Origin of the sequence: Bifidobacterium sp. 2450 (genome assembly GCF_041900695.1) — a bacterium.
GTDB classification, from domain to species: Bacteria; Actinomycetota; Actinomycetes; order Actinomycetales; family Bifidobacteriaceae; genus Bifidobacterium; species Bifidobacterium longum.
In genome coordinates this window covers 18,241-32,297 of record NZ_JBHEEA010000007.1, presented here as the reverse complement: position 1 = coordinate 32,297, position 14,057 = coordinate 18,241, and the positions used below count along the sequence as shown (strand labels likewise).

General features: G+C 62.6%; 11 protein-coding genes, 1 tRNA gene and 1 pseudogene. 12 read left to right on the top strand and 1 reads right to left on the bottom strand.

The features are described from left to right. Positions 1–74: transfer RNA gene (locus ACEUKI_RS05405), tRNA-Gly, on the top strand. Here the strand turns inward: ACEUKI_RS05405 and ACEUKI_RS05400 are convergent. Next, complete coding sequence (locus ACEUKI_RS05400) at positions 75–797, bottom strand: mismatch-specific DNA-glycosylase (protein ID WP_236838424.1); 723 nt, start codon at positions 795–797, stop codon at positions 75–77. A 371-nt stretch (positions 798–1,168) separates the two neighbouring features. On the opposite strand from ACEUKI_RS05400, the gene fbaA reads away from it, so the two are divergent. The 11 genes and pseudogenes from fbaA to ACEUKI_RS05345 all read left to right on the top strand — a co-directional run bounded on the left by fbaA (position 1,169) and on the right by ACEUKI_RS05345 (position 13,973). Beyond that, the gene (gene fbaA / locus ACEUKI_RS05395) at positions 1,169–2,257 is read left to right on the top strand and encodes a class II fructose-bisphosphate aldolase (protein ID WP_012576570.1); all 1,089 of its coding nucleotides are present in this window, start codon (positions 1,169–1,171) and stop codon (positions 2,255–2,257) included. 90 nt (positions 2,258–2,347) lie between these two features. After that, on the top strand, positions 2,348–3,814 hold the full coding sequence (locus ACEUKI_RS05390) for an AAA family ATPase (RefSeq protein WP_374156598.1): 1,467 nt from the start codon (positions 2,348–2,350) through the stop codon (positions 3,812–3,814). Beyond that, the gene (locus ACEUKI_RS05385; protein WP_236838425.1) at positions 3,798–4,595 is read left to right on the top strand and encodes a hypothetical protein; all 798 of its coding nucleotides are present in this window, start codon (positions 3,798–3,800) and stop codon (positions 4,593–4,595) included. Before ACEUKI_RS05390 ends, ACEUKI_RS05385 begins: the two co-directional genes overlap by 17 nt. Before the next feature lie 109 nt (positions 4,596–4,704). After that, on the top strand, positions 4,705–5,991 hold the full coding sequence (locus ACEUKI_RS05380) for an adenylosuccinate synthase (protein WP_080785595.1): 1,287 nt from the start codon (positions 4,705–4,707) through the stop codon (positions 5,989–5,991). Positions 5,992–6,058: 67 nt separating this feature from the next. Beyond that, positions 6,059–6,832 (top strand): CrcB family protein, encoded by a 774-nt coding sequence (locus ACEUKI_RS05375; RefSeq protein ID WP_080785594.1) that lies wholly within the window; start codon positions 6,059–6,061, stop codon positions 6,830–6,832. Further along, entirely contained in the window at positions 6,832–7,203 is a 372-nt protein-coding gene (locus ACEUKI_RS05370) for a CrcB family protein (RefSeq protein ID WP_100969650.1), read from the top strand. The genes ACEUKI_RS05375 and ACEUKI_RS05370 overlap by 1 nt, the downstream gene beginning before the upstream one ends. A gap of 120 nt (positions 7,204–7,323) precedes the next feature. Next, positions 7,324–7,718 (top strand): annotated as a pseudogene (locus ACEUKI_RS05365) (ABC transporter substrate-binding protein); the annotation flags it as partial. 427 nt (positions 7,719–8,145) lie between these two features. Next, the gene (gtfA, locus tag ACEUKI_RS05360) at positions 8,146–9,672 is read left to right on the top strand and encodes a sucrose phosphorylase (protein ID WP_080785592.1); all 1,527 of its coding nucleotides are present in this window, start codon (positions 8,146–8,148) and stop codon (positions 9,670–9,672) included. A 22-nt stretch (positions 9,673–9,694) separates the two neighbouring features. Further along, positions 9,695–11,032 (top strand): MFS transporter, encoded by a 1,338-nt coding sequence (locus tag ACEUKI_RS05355; RefSeq protein ID WP_218673060.1) that lies wholly within the window; start codon positions 9,695–9,697, stop codon positions 11,030–11,032. Positions 11,033–11,228: 196 nt separating this feature from the next. Further along, positions 11,229–12,866: an MFS transporter gene (locus ACEUKI_RS05350; protein WP_080785591.1), complete on the top strand. Its 1,638-nt coding sequence runs from the start codon at positions 11,229–11,231 to the stop codon at positions 12,864–12,866. Between the two features lie 63 nt (positions 12,867–12,929). Then, positions 12,930–13,973, top strand: coding sequence for a LacI family DNA-binding transcriptional regulator (locus ACEUKI_RS05345; RefSeq protein ID WP_374156597.1), 1,044 nt, complete (start codon positions 12,930–12,932; stop codon positions 13,971–13,973). The last annotated feature ends 84 nt before the right edge of the window (positions 13,974–14,057 follow it).

Genomic DNA, 14,057 nt, shown 5'->3' with positions numbered 1-14,057 from the left:
GCGGACGTAGTTCATCGGTAGAATGAAAGCTTCCCAAGCTTTAGAGGCGGGTTCGACTCCCGTCGTCCGCTCCATCAGAAACCATTGGAATTCCAACGGTTTCTTTGTTTTTTTCGGGGTGCTGGCGGCGCTTCTATGGCATGGCGCGGCCGAGCGGAATGCGCTCCGGCGGCGAGATCCAGACCGGCCGCGTCGGCGACTCTGCGCCACCAGTCGACCAGCACCGGCATGGTGGCGTGCGCGTTCAACCCGCTGGGCTGGGGAATCACCCACAGCTGCGCGCCTCCGAACCGGCCGGTCTCTTCCGCGGTGAGGTCCTGCAGCCCCAGCGCGGCGGACTTATCGGCGAACGCCTGTCGGTACGCCGTGATGCCCAGTATCGCAATGGCCCGGGGATGGACCCTCGCGCACAGCTCCCGCAGCCGATCGGCGCCCTGACGCAGCTCGGCGGTGTTCAGCTCGCTCGCTTTCGCGGTGGCGCGATTGACGAGATTGGTAAGCCCGATGCCGCGGTCGATCATCATGCGCTCATCGCGAAGGCGCAGGCCGTAACTGGCGTCCACCTGCCACGGCGTGAGCCCCGAGGCGAAAAGCGACGGCCAGAATCGGTTGCCGGGATAGGCGAAGGGTGCGTTGACCGCGGCCGTCCATAACCCGGGGTTGATGCCCACGATAAGCAGTTTAGGGTGCGGGCAGCGGATGTCGTCGACCGTGCCGTCGACGAAACCGGCGAGCTCGGTGCGCTTCGGCCGCCGGCCTTCCAGCGGAGAATGTCGAATATCGCTCACGGGTTCCATGGTAGTCGTGCCCCGCTTACGGCGGTTTGCGGCGCAGGCTCGAGTTGCCGGTACGCCGGACAGTAGTGAAACCGGTTGTCCCGGGTCAAATGACGCATGCCAAACGTTATATGTGGGGGAGTGTCCGAGAGCGTGCACCGACAACTCGACTGTACCGTGCCAAAGCCCCCTCACGCCATCTGCATCAGCTGATCGAACGCAGGAATGACCCCATGGGTTGCCGCGCCTCGAGGCCTTTCGCGCCCCGTTCCGCCGGCATACCGCCATTCGGTGAGCTCCGCGCCTCGCGGGCAAGGTGATCTTGCGCACATTCGCCGCCGAGGCCTCCCCGACAATGCGATTCGTCACTCGGCGGCGGGATAATGGAAGCCATGACTATCGCAACTGCCGAACGCTATGCCGAAATGTTGGATGCCGCCCGCCACGGCGGATACGCCTATCCCGCGATCAACGTGACCAGCACGCAGACGCTCAACGCCGCGCTGCAGGGATTCGCCGAGGCCGAGTCCGACGGCATCATCCAGGTGTCGGTCGGCGGCTCCTCCTACTTCTCCGGCCAAAGCGTGAACGACCGCGTGGTCGGGTCGCTCGCGTTCGCCGCATTCGCGCACGAGGTGGCGAAGCGCTACCCGAACATCACGGTCGCGCTGCACACCGACCATTGCGCCAAGCAGTACCTGGACGGCTGGGTCCGCCCGCTGCTCGCGCACGAGGCCGAACAGGTCAAGCGCGGCGAAGAGCCGACGTTCCAGTCGCATATGTGGGACGGCTCGACTGTGCCGCTGGAGGAGAACCTGGACATCGCCGCGGAGCTGCTCGAGAAATCCGTCCGCGCGCATACGGTGCTGGAGATCGAGATCGGCGCGGTCGGCGGCGAGGAGGACGGCCATTCCGCGGAGATCAACGAAAAGCTGTATTCCACGCCGACCGACGGCGTGCGCGTGGCGGAGCGGCTCGGCCTCGGCGAGCACGGCCGCTATATGGCCGCCTTCACCTTCGGCAACGTGCATGGCGCATACAAGCCGGGTGTGGTCAAGCTCCGCCCGGAACTGCTGCGCGACATCCAGTCCGAAGTGTGGGACGCGGCCCTCGACGGCCGTCTTGGGTCGCTGGGCGCGTCGGCGGTGTCCACATGCGCGCTGCCGGACATGCCCGAGCGCAAGCCCTTCGCGCTGGTGTTCCACGGCGGTTCCGGCTCCACGCCCGACGAGATCGCCCGCGCGGTGAGCTACGGCGTGGTCAAGATGAACATCGACACGGACACGCAGTACGCCTTCACGCGCGCGGTCGCCGGCCACATGTTCGCGCATTACGACGCCGTGCTCAAGATCGACGGCGAGGTCGGCAACAAGAAGCTGTACGACCCGCGCTCCTGGGGCCGCGAGGCCGAATCGGCCATGGCCGCCCGCGTGGTCGAGGCGTGCCGGCAGCTCGGCTCGGCCGGCAAGGCACTGAAGTAGCGAAGCGGCGGGCGGCACCGCTGACGGGCTACGGTCATGTGATAAGATCAGGACATTGATGGATTGTTCGCCAGACGGATGGGGACTGCAATGAGCGCACCGGCGGAGGAAGATCGTATCATGAGGCCGGATGTAATGTGCCTGCGGCAGTTATCCCTGCATAATTACCGCATGTTCTCCGACCTGTCGATCACCTTCCCGGATATGTCTGACGATCGCGCCGATGGCGATTGCGATGGCGCCGTCGAGGCAGAAGGCGATCGAGGCGCCGATGGCCGTGGCAATTGGGTGACGGTGATCGTCGGTGAAAACGGCTCGGGCAAAACGTCGATTCTCGATGCCGCCGTCATTGCCTTGGGCACGTATCTGGTGAAGATCCCCGACATCGACAAACCGACATTCAACCGTACGGATGCACGGCTGGCCCGTATCGAAATGCACAATACGTCGACGGTGGATTACCAGCAGCAATTCCCGGTTTCGGTGAGCGCGCACGGCGATGTCATGGGGAATTCGCCGTCTTGGGCTCGTTCGCTGAAAAGCGCGAATGGGCGTACGACGATCGGCGACGCTCCCGAGATGGTCCGGATATCGGATTTCTACCAGCGGCAGGTGCGTGAGGGAAAGATGATCCATCTTCCCCTGATCGCCTCTTACGGCACCGATCGCCTGTGGCCGCGCGACCGGTCCAAGTGGGCCACGCATTCCACTGCTTATTTGCAGGGAGGCAATCGTTTCGATGGATATGATGACTGCTTGAGTTCCGAGGTCAGCATCAAGAAGATGTCGGTCTGGTTCGAAAAAATGACCGCGCGGGAGTACCGCAAGGGAACCGTGATACCGGAATTCCGGGCGGTGCGGCGCGTGGTCACGGATTGCCTTCGCCTGTTGACCGGCTTCGACGACGCCAGCATCGCCTACGACGGCGGTTTCGTGGTCAGTTACACGGCATCCGACGGAACATACATGGAGGATCAACCGTTCGAAACTCTGAGCGACGGCTATCGCGTAGTCATCGGGTTGGTGGCCGACATAGCGCGGCGTATGGCACAGCTCAACCCCTTCCTCGCCGAACAGGCTGTTGCGCGAACTCCCGGAGTGGTGCTTATCGACGAGGTGGATCTGCATCTGCACCCCAAATGGCAGGGGAAGATCCTGGGCGTTTTGCATGAATTGTTCCCCTTGGTGCAATTCATCGTCACCACGCATGCCCCGATGGTGATCTCCTCGGTACAATCCAAGAATCTACGGGTGATCGAGCCGGTCGATGGCGGTGACGGCAAGTACGTCGCCGTCTCTCCGGACGACGAAACGTACGGTGTCAACGCCGGGGTGATACTGCGCGAAGTCATGGGGACCCCGGATAAGCCGGCGGCGGTTCAGGACAAACTGGATGAATTCGGCCAGTATCTGAACGACAAAGAATACGGCAAGGCTCAAGCGACGCTACGAGCGTTGCAGAACGAGGTAGGGGAAGACAACCCGGATCTGAGCAACGCGTGGGCCGCGTATTATTTCCATAGCCGTGGCAGGGGCTCTCATGCTGTACGTGGATAAGGCCGGAGAGAGTCCGCTGCTCGGCGACCTTAGCCGAATCAGGGCTTGCCTGCAGAGCGGGCACCAGCAGATCAACTATGACGCGGCTGGCAGGTATCCGGCGGCAAAGCCGGTTCTGTCGTCGCTGATCGATGGATTGGTGGACGAGCAGCGGGGATTGTGCGTGTATTGCACACGCAGGATCGCCGGGCACATGACGGAGCGGCTCCCACTGTCCCGGATTCTAGGTCCCGACGACATGGACCGGCCGGTTGACGCCCATGTGGAGCACTATGTCCCTCGGCACCCCGGACCTTGGTATACCGGCAAGGGCAGGACATCCGCCGACGCGCTGTCGCTGGACTATCGCAATCTGTTTGCGGTATGTAATGGCCAGGGCGGCACTTGCGACAAGTCCCGTGGCAACCAGAGGCTTCGGGTGGATCCTCGGGATCCGTCCGATATCCGGACCATTTCGTACACGGTCGGTGGCTATTCCTCGGGTCAAGCGGGGCGCGTGCGGTCCAGTGACGTCTGCATCCAGAGCGATGTCGACAAGGTGCTGAAACTGAACGTCGAGCGGCTGCGGGCAAGGCGTGCCGGTGTGCAGCAGATGCTGTACAACATGCTTGAGGGTCTCTCCGATGAGGAAACGGAGGAATTCTGCGAGGACATACTGCGTTCCTTGGAGAGTGACGGCCGCCCTCCGTCGTTTGCTCCCATGCTGGTGCAGATGCTGGAAGACGAGATCGCGGCTCTGCGCGGACTGCCGGAGGCTGCCGTGCCGGCGCCGGACGCGTGAGGGCGCGCGGGTGGCTTGGACAGGCCGGCGGCTGCATATGGCGCGGCAGCGGTAGAGGCTGTACGGTAGTCTGTGTTCGGCGGAAAAGGCGATGTTGCGGAGGTGTATCATGCCCGGAATTGTTCTTATCGGTGCTCAGTGGGGCGACGAGGGTAAAGGCAAGGCTACCGATCTGATCGGCACCAAGGTCGATTACGTCGCGCGCTTCAACGGCGGCAACAACGCGGGCCATAGCGTGGTGGTCGGCGATGAGTCGTACGCCCTGCACCTGCTGCCCTCCGGTATTATCAACCCGAACCTGACCCCGGTGATCGGCAACGGCGTGGTCGTGGACCCGGAAGTGCTCTTCGAGGAGATTGACGGCCTGGAATCCCGCGGCATCGACTGCTCCCACCTCAAGGTGAGCGAGGCTGCACACATCATCGCGCCCTACCACCGCACACTCGACAAGGTGACCGAACGCTTCCTTGGCAAGCACAAGATCGGCACCACCGGCCGTGGCATCGGCCCGGCCTACGCGGACAAAATCAACCGTGTCGGCATCCGCGTGCATGACCTGTTCAACGCCGACCATCTGCACGACAAGGTGGAGGCCAGCCTGCATCAGAAGAACCAGATGCTGGTCAAGCTCTACAACCGTCGTCCGATCGACGTGGACCAGACCACCGAGGAGCTGCTGAAGCTCGGCGAACGCCTCAAGCCGTACGTGGCCAACACCGGCCTGATTCTCAACAAGGCGCTTGACGAAGGCAAGACCGTACTGTTCGAAGGCGCTCAGGCCACCATGCTTGACGTGGACCACGGCACCTACCCGTTCGTCACCTCTTCCAACCCGACCGCCGGCGGCGCCTGCACCGGCACCGGCGTGGGCCCCACCAAGATCACCCGCGTAATCGGCGTCTCCAAGGCCTACGTCACCCGCGTGGGCGAAGGCCCATTCCCCACCGAACTGCTGGACGAGTCCGGCGAATGGCTGCGTCAGCAGGGCCACGAATTCGGCGTGACCACCGGCCGCCCGCGTCGCTGTGGCTGGTTCGATGCAGTCGTCAACCGGTACGCCTCCCAGGTCAACGGCCTGACCGACATCGTGCTCACCAAGCTCGACGTGCTCACCGGCCTGAAGGAGATTCCGATCTGCGTGGCTTACGACGTGGACGGCGAACGTCACGACGACATGCCGACCGATCAGGCCGCTTTCGCCGCCGCCAAGCCGATTTACGAGACCATGCCCGGCTGGGATGAAGACATCTCCAACTGCCACTCCTTCGATGAGCTGCCTGCCACCTGCCAGGCCTACGTCAAGCGTTTGGAAGAGCTGAGCGGCTGCCGTATCTCCGCGATCGGCACCGGTCCGCAGCGCGATCACATTATTTCCGTGCATTCGCTGATCGACTGATCGGCTGCGTCAACAATCGTTCGACCGCAATCCACAGTCGATACAGCCGGATAGATAGCCGATTCGTATGCAGGAACCGACGCCCAGCACCCAAGAAATCTCGGCGGCCCAAGTACGCGCCCAGTCCACGCCTTCTCCGCAAGGCGCGGCTGCTGCCGCACGGCCGCCGCAGATTCCGCTTGCTCCCATAAAAAGAGTCCAGGCCCGCTTCAATCCGCTGGCCGACGGCATGATGTACCTCGTCGTGTTTTTCGGTGGCATGCTGGGCACGGCCATGCGCTACGGCTTGAATCTGGTGATGCCCGCCACCGCCGCCCCGCACGGGTTCTGGCATTCATTCCATGTGCCCACATTCACGGCGAACATGATCGCCTGCTTTATCTTTGCATGCCTGACGTCCTATCTGTCTCAGGCATCCTGGATTCGCAAACGCATCCGGCAGCTCACTTCGCGCGGCATCGGCATGGGCATGTGCGGAGGCTTCTCCACGCTCTCCGCGCTGGCTATCGAGGAACTCACCAGATTGCATGCGGGCCATATTGCCGGTCCCGTATGTTATCTGCTCATCAGCTTCGCCGGCGGCCTGCTGGTCGCCTACGCGGGTGCCCGACTTGGCTTGGCGCTCACCGTGCGACGTATGACGAAGATCGCCGCCGACGCGGTAATGAACCAGCGACAGTCGCCGAATGGTTCCGGCCGCCACGTGACCGCCGGAGAAACCATCGTCATGCCCTCTGGCTCCGATGACTCCCCCCTCAGTGCGCCGCCATCCTACGAGCCCGCGCCCATTACCGATGAGATTCCGCTGACCGGCGACCTCACCACAGGGGAGGTGCACTGATGACGTTCCTGCTCGTGTGCATGTGCGGCGGCCTCGGTGCCGTGGCCCGTTTCGTATTGAACACGTCGATTCAGCGATGGTGGAACCGACTGTTTCCGTTGTCCACGTTCATTATCAACGTAGTCGCCACGTTCTGTGCCGGCTTGGCCGCCGCCACATTCGCCCACCAAGTGGTGCCCGAATCGACGTACCTGCTGTTCGTCACCGGCTTCCTCGGTGGTTTCTCCACGTTCTCCACCGCAATCAATGAAATGGTGTCGTTGGCGCGTAACCGGCATCTCGCCATGGCCGCGTTCTATGTGCTGGTCACCATCGTGGTGCCGGTGATCTGTGTGGCGTTGGGCTGGATCGTCGGCAGCCTGGCGCACTGATGCGCCTGCGTTCGTCCGCGCGCGAGATACCACGATTACCGACTAATCGTCCATAAAACGTCTGTTATTATCCTGTAACGAACCGGCTGCCCGGTAACGAGAGAGAAATCTCGGCGCAACCGCGCGCTGATTTCCAAGAACCCGTCCGTTATCATCGGCCCGCCGTCCAGCGGCGTGGTCAAGAACACGTACAAGCAGGTCACCACCGCCGGCATTCCGATGATTTCCGAAGGTGCCACCTCCACCTCGCTGTCCGGCCTTGATCCGATGTTCTTCCGCACGATTCCGCCGGACACCGTGCAGGGTGCCGTGCTGGCCAGGTCATCGCCCAGGATGGCGTGAAGAACCTGGCCATCGCAGTGTTCAACGATGAGTACGGTACGCACTTGCGTGACGTGGTCGTCAAGACCGTTGAGGATGCCGGCGTGAACGTCGTGTACGGCGAAAAGGACGCCTTCGACCCGACCGAAACGAACTTCTCCTCCATCGCCACCGCAGTCAAGGCCTCCAACCCGGGCACCGCCTCAATCGGCATCTACAAGTTCGACGCCAAGAACAGGCCGGTCTTCGATCACGCCCAGCAGGGCTCCGTGCCGAAGGGCTGATGCGCCGTCCGGTTCCGGCTCGCTTAGAGAGAGCCGATTGCAATCGCTGCAATGGTGCATTCCGCCGGTAATTGGCGATTGACGGCGCCCTCCGGCATAACGAAACCCCACCCCTTACCTATTCGGGTGGGGTTTCTTTATGTTCGGCGTCGAACCGGTTCGACACGCCGGCGATTGGACTGTAAGATGCTCCGGCGTTAGCATCGAATTGGTTCAATGCAACGAGAACGTGATGGTAAAGACAGCGGTTTAGTCGTACACATCCACGTCATCGCACGCGCCCGAGTCCCGGCAGGAACAATGCTGACGCAACCGGAAACACAACACAGGAGTTGCCATGAAGAACACAGTTCAACTCATCACCTACGCGGATCGTCTCGGCGACGGCACCATCGCCAGCATGACCGACATTCTGCGCACCCGCTTCAACGGCGTGTATGACGGCGTTCATATCCTGCCGTTCTTCACCCCGTTTGACGGCGCGGACGCCGGCTTCGACCCGATCGACCACACCAAGGTCGACCCGCGCCTCGGCTCGTGGGATGACGTCGCCGAACTCTCCACAACCCACGACATCATGGTCGACGCCATCGTCAACCACATGAGCTGGGAATCCGCCCAATTCCAGGACGTGCTGAAGAACGGCGGGAACTCCGAGTACTACCCGATGTTCCTGACCATGAACTCCGTCTTCCCGAACGGCGCTACCGAAGAAGACCTGGCCGGCATCTACCGCCCGCGCCCGGGCCTGCCGTTCACCCACTACAACCTCGGCGGCAAGACCCGTTTGGTATGGGTCAGCTTCACCCCGCAGCAGGTGGACATCGACACTGATTCCGCCAAGGGCTGGGAATACCTGATGTCCATCTTCGATCAGATGGCCGCCAGCCACGTGCGCTACATCCGTCTCGATGCCGTGGGCTACGGCGCCAAGGAAGCCGGCACCAGCTGCTTCATGACCCCCAAGACCTTTAAGCTCATCTCCCGTCTGCGCGAGGAGGGCGTCAAGCGCGGCCTTGAAATCCTCATTGAGGTCCACAGCTATTACAAGAAGCAGGTGGAGATCGCCTCCAAGGTGGACCGCGTCTACGATTTCGCCCTGCCGCCGCTGCTTCTGCACTCGCTGTTCACCGGTCACGTCGAACCCGTGGCCCACTGGACCGAGATCCGCCCGAACAACGCCGTCACCGTGCTCGATACGCACGATGGCATCGGCGTGATCGACATCGGCTCCGACCAGCTCGACCGCTCCCTCAAGGGCCTCGTGCCCGACGAGGACGTCGACAACCTGGTCAACACCATCCATGCCAACACCCACGGCGAATCCCAGGCCGCCACCGGTGCCGCCGCGTCCAACCTCGACCTCTACCAGGTCAACTCCACGTACTACTCGGCCCTCGGCTGCAACGACCAGCACTACTTGGCCGCACGCGCCGTGCAGTTCTTCCTGCCGGGCGTGCCGCAGGTCTACTACGTGGGCGCGCTCGCCGGCCGCAACGACATGGAACTGCTGCGCCGCACCAACAACGGCCGCGACATCAATCGCCACTACTACTCCACCGCCGAAATCGATGAAAACCTCGAACGCCCGGTGGTCAAGGCCCTGAACGCCCTGGCCAAGTTCCGCAACGAACTGCCTGCATTCGATGGCGAGTTCAGCTACGAGGTCGATGGCGACTCGTCCATCACCTTCCGCTGGACCGCCGCCGACGGCACGTCCACGGCCGCCCTCACCTTCGAGCCCGGACGCGGCCTCGGCACAGACAACACCACCCCGGTCGCCAGCCTTGCCTGGAGCGATGCCGCCGGCGACCACGAAACCCACGATCTGCTCGCCAACCCGCCGGCCGCCAGCGTCGACTAATCGCGGAATCGAGACACCAATCATGACTGAAGCATCGAACAACGTAATGGAATCACTCGAAAACGAGGTTGCGCAGCGTGACCCGATGGCCGATAGCTACGGCCGTCGCCCGTCCGTCATGGACGTGGTCAGGCTCGGCACCGGCTTCACGGTCAGCCTGATCATCACCGGCATCGTGTGGGTGTCGCTGTCCTCGATTCTGGTGCCCCAGCTGGTCGACCAAATCGCCCCCGGCCAGCGCGAGGCGTTCATCGGCGCCATCAACTCGGTCGGTTCGGTGGTGGCTCTGGTGGCCAATATCATGTTCGGCACCTTCTCCGACCTGACCCGCTCCAAGTGGGGCAAGCGCACGCTGTGGATCATCAGCGGCGGCCTGCTGTGCGGCGCGTGCGTGGCGGGTCTGCTCGTCACCCGCTCGCTGCCGGTCATCCTGCTGCTGTGGTGCGGCATGCAGCTGTTCTACAACTGGATGAACGCGCCGTTCGTGGCCACCATGTCCGACCGCGTGCCGGACAAGTTCCGCGGCTCCGTCTCCTCCTTCATGGGCGCGGGCGGCGTGCTGGGCCAGACCGCCGGCTCTCTGGTCGGCTCCCTGCTCATCAGCAACATCAACATGGGCTTAACCGTCGGCGCGCTCGGCTTCGCGCTGGTCGGCATCATCGTGGTCGGCATCTGGCCGCGCGAACCTTCCAATGCGGACGAAGCTCGCGAGCCGCTGAGCCTGACGATGGTGCTCAAGGCATTCATCCCGCCGCACGGCAAGGGCGCACGCAACTTCTACTACGCACTGTTCGGCCGCATGATGATGGTCGCCGGCTACCAGATGATCAATGGCTACCTGCTGTATGTGGTCAAGTACTACACCTTCTCCGACTCTGGATATGGGCCGGATGAGCTCAAGAAGGCCGCCGCCGGTGTGATCGCCACCATGTCCGTGATCACGATGGTGGTCTCCCTGATTGCCGCGCTCGTCTCCGGCCCGATCTCCGACCGTCTCGGCATGCGCAAGGTTCCGGTGGCGCTGGCCAGTGTGCTGTTCGCCGTGGGCGCCGCAATGCCGTGGATTTTCCACAATGCGTGGGGCATGTACCTGTTCGCCGCCATCGCCGGCTTCGGCTACGGCGTGTACAACGCCATCGACCAGGCGCTGAACGTGTCTATTCTGCCGAACCCGAAGGAAGCCGGTAAGGATCTGGGCGTGCTCAACATGGCCAACACCCTGTCCACCGTGCTTGGCTCGCTGCTCACCTCCGGCGTGGTCATGGCCACCGGCGGCAACTACGGTCTCGTGTTCCCGGTGTGCATCGTTGTGGTGCTTATCGCAGCCTTCCTCATCATGCAGATCCGTGGCATCAAGTAGGCGCAAAACCCTAGCCCAAGTAGTGCGCCCGGCGTAAGCTGGGTTCATGGAAAGCAGACCGCCCGCAGTGCACTGAAGCCAGTGCGCTCGGGCGGTTTTGCGTATGCGGGGTTGAAGGTCGTGCTCCTGCGGGCGCGGCCCAAGCATCCCGCCGGAATCGACGAGACGAGCAGCAGAACAGAGAAAGAGCAGCATCATGTTGGAACCGTATGTGCGTCCGGGTATTGATGATCGCCTGGATTTGGACAAGGTCCTAAGTCCTGAAGACAAAGCCGCCGTGGCCAGACTGGCCATCAAGAATCGCCGCCGCCCGCCCGAAGCGTCCGCCGACCAGCCCGAGGCCCAAACTGTGCGATTGGCTTCCGCCGGTTCTTCGACAGCCGCTGCTGCAGCCGCCAGTGTGGACACTCCCGCGCCGGATATGTCGTCCGCCTACCTCGACATGCGCGACCCCATGGTCGCCGTCAATGGCCAACGCCCTACCGCAGGTCAGGTCTCCCGACTCAACTGGGGTTTCTTCGCTGCTTCAATTCTGGTCGGCGCACCTTGGGTGGCGTTGAACACCATTGCCATGCCCAACGCGATTGCGCGTACGTTCGGCTATGACACTGCTGTTGCCGGTCATATCGCCATCAATCCGGGCACTGGCCGCCCGTTGCCCGTCGCCACCGAATTGGCGATGCCTCTGGCCGTGTTGGTGATTGTCGGCGTAGTGGCCTCCATGTTTGCGATGCCGCTGATTTCAGTGTTGTCCGACCGCACGCGCACGCCATTGGGCCGTCGTACCCCGTGGATGGTTGGCGGAGGTCTGCTGTGCGCGCTGATCACGCTGATTCTGGGGCAGAATATCGGCATCATTGTGCTTTGTATTTTCTGGGTGTTCCTACAGTTCGCCTATGCGATGCTTTCCGTGCCGTTGACCAGCGCCATCAGCGAACGGGTGCCCGACAAGTTCCGCCCTCGCATCGAACGCTGGCATGGCATCGGTGTGATGCTCGGTCAAGTGCTTGGCGTGTGCATGGGTGCGCTTGGTGTGATGTTCAATTCGTTTACGCCGTTTAGTTACACCGCCGTGCTATTTGCAGTGTCCGGTATTGCCACCGTATTGATTCTGCCCAAGGAGCCTTCTAGCACTGAGCAGCCGAACCAGCTTTTTGACCGCAGTCAGGTACTTGACCAATTGTGCCTGCCGGCCCACGCTCCCGAGTTCTCCCGGGTGTTCGCCGCCCGTACGTGCATGATGGCCGGTGTTGGGCTGACCGGTGTGTTTCTGTGGTATCTCGTACGTTTCTGGGTTTATGGCAAGGCCGTGGTATTCACGTCCGCCCCGCTGACCATTCCGGCCGGATTCCTCATTGCCGGTATGGCTGTGGCCACATTGATCGGTGCCGCGCTCGCCTCCTGGGCCGCCGGGCCAATTTCCGAATCGATTGAAGAAAAGAACATTCCCACCACACGCGTGGTGGCCGGTGCTTGCCTGCTGTATGCGATTGGTCTGGGGCCCGCATGGGGCCTTGGCGTCTGGTCCACCGGCACTGCCCGTGAAAACGGCATGCTGCTGTTTGCGCTGATCTCCGGATTCGCCTTCGGCATTTACGATTCGTTCGGCCTTGAACTGGTGATGGACTCTTTGCCCGACCCGCGCCGAGCCGGCCACGACCTCGGCATTTATGCGCTCGCCAACTCGGCCGGTCTGGCGCTCGCCGCCATCATCGGCGCGCCACTGGTGAACGCCTTCGAGCACAGCTTCGGTTATTACCTGCTCTTCCCGTCCGCCATCGTCATGGTGCTGCTGGCCGGAATCGTCACCCTCACCGCCAAATCTGCCGAATAATAAACCGGTTCGAGTACACTGGTCAGCAGTGATCCAGTCCAGTACTCGCAGGGGAGCAAAACCATGGTCGGCATGCGCGACGTAGCCAAAGCGGCAGGGGTGTCCTTAAGCACCGTTTCGTTGGTGGTCAACAACACCGGCTACGTCTCGGCCGATATGCGTGCCAAAGTCGAGTCCGCGATGCGCCAGCTCAACTACATTCCCAACGAGCTGGCCCGCAACCTCTACCGGAACCGCACCAACACCATCGGCGTGATCATACCGACCGTCGCCCACCCGTTCTTCTCCACACTCACCGCGCATCTGCAGCGCGAGTTCGCCGCGCGCGACCTCAAAACCCTATTGTGTTCCACCGCCGATGCGGACAAAGGCGAGGGCGAATACGCCGATATGCTGCAGCGACACATGATGGACGGCATCATCATGGCGGCCCACACCGAGCATCCGGCCGACTACTGGACCTCCATCCATCGGCCAATTGTCGCTTTCGACCGCACGCTCGGTGAGGGTGTGCCGGTCGTCCGGTCTGATCATGAACAGGGAGGCCGTCTGATTGCCCGTCAGCTCATCGATTCCGGAGCGCGTCATGTGGTGCTCGTCGGCGGCCCGCGCTCCCAGTTCGCGGCGGCCACCACGTTCCTCACGATTCGCTACCATCTCACCGTTGAGCGGATGCTGGCCGATGCCGGCATTGCCTGCGATTACGTGGAGGCCGGCGCCGTGGCCGACACCGCCGCCCACGCAGCCACCGCATGCGCCATTTTCGAGCGGTATCCCGATGTCGACGCCATCGTCGGCTCCGATGTGGTGGCATCCGTGGCATTGCAGGAAGCCTCACGCCGGGGTATCGAGGTGCCTGCTGATCTGCAAGTCATCGCCTATGACGGCACTCTCATGGCCGAAACCGCCGGCAAACGCCTGACCGTGATTCGACAGGACTTCCCGGCCATCGCCGCCGCGCTCGCCGTCCGCATGGACTCACAGATCGCCGCCGACGGTGGCCCCGCCTCTCCGGCCAAGAACGATAGTGCTTCGGACGTTGACACCCAACCCACTCCCGAAGAAGTCATCCCCGTAACCTTTATCCCCGGCGAAACCACCCGGTGACTCCTATCTTGGCTCCCCTCTCTGAGGGGAGCTGGCGGCGTAGCCGACTGAGGGGAGCCGAGGCACAGCCGCGCACAGTCACCC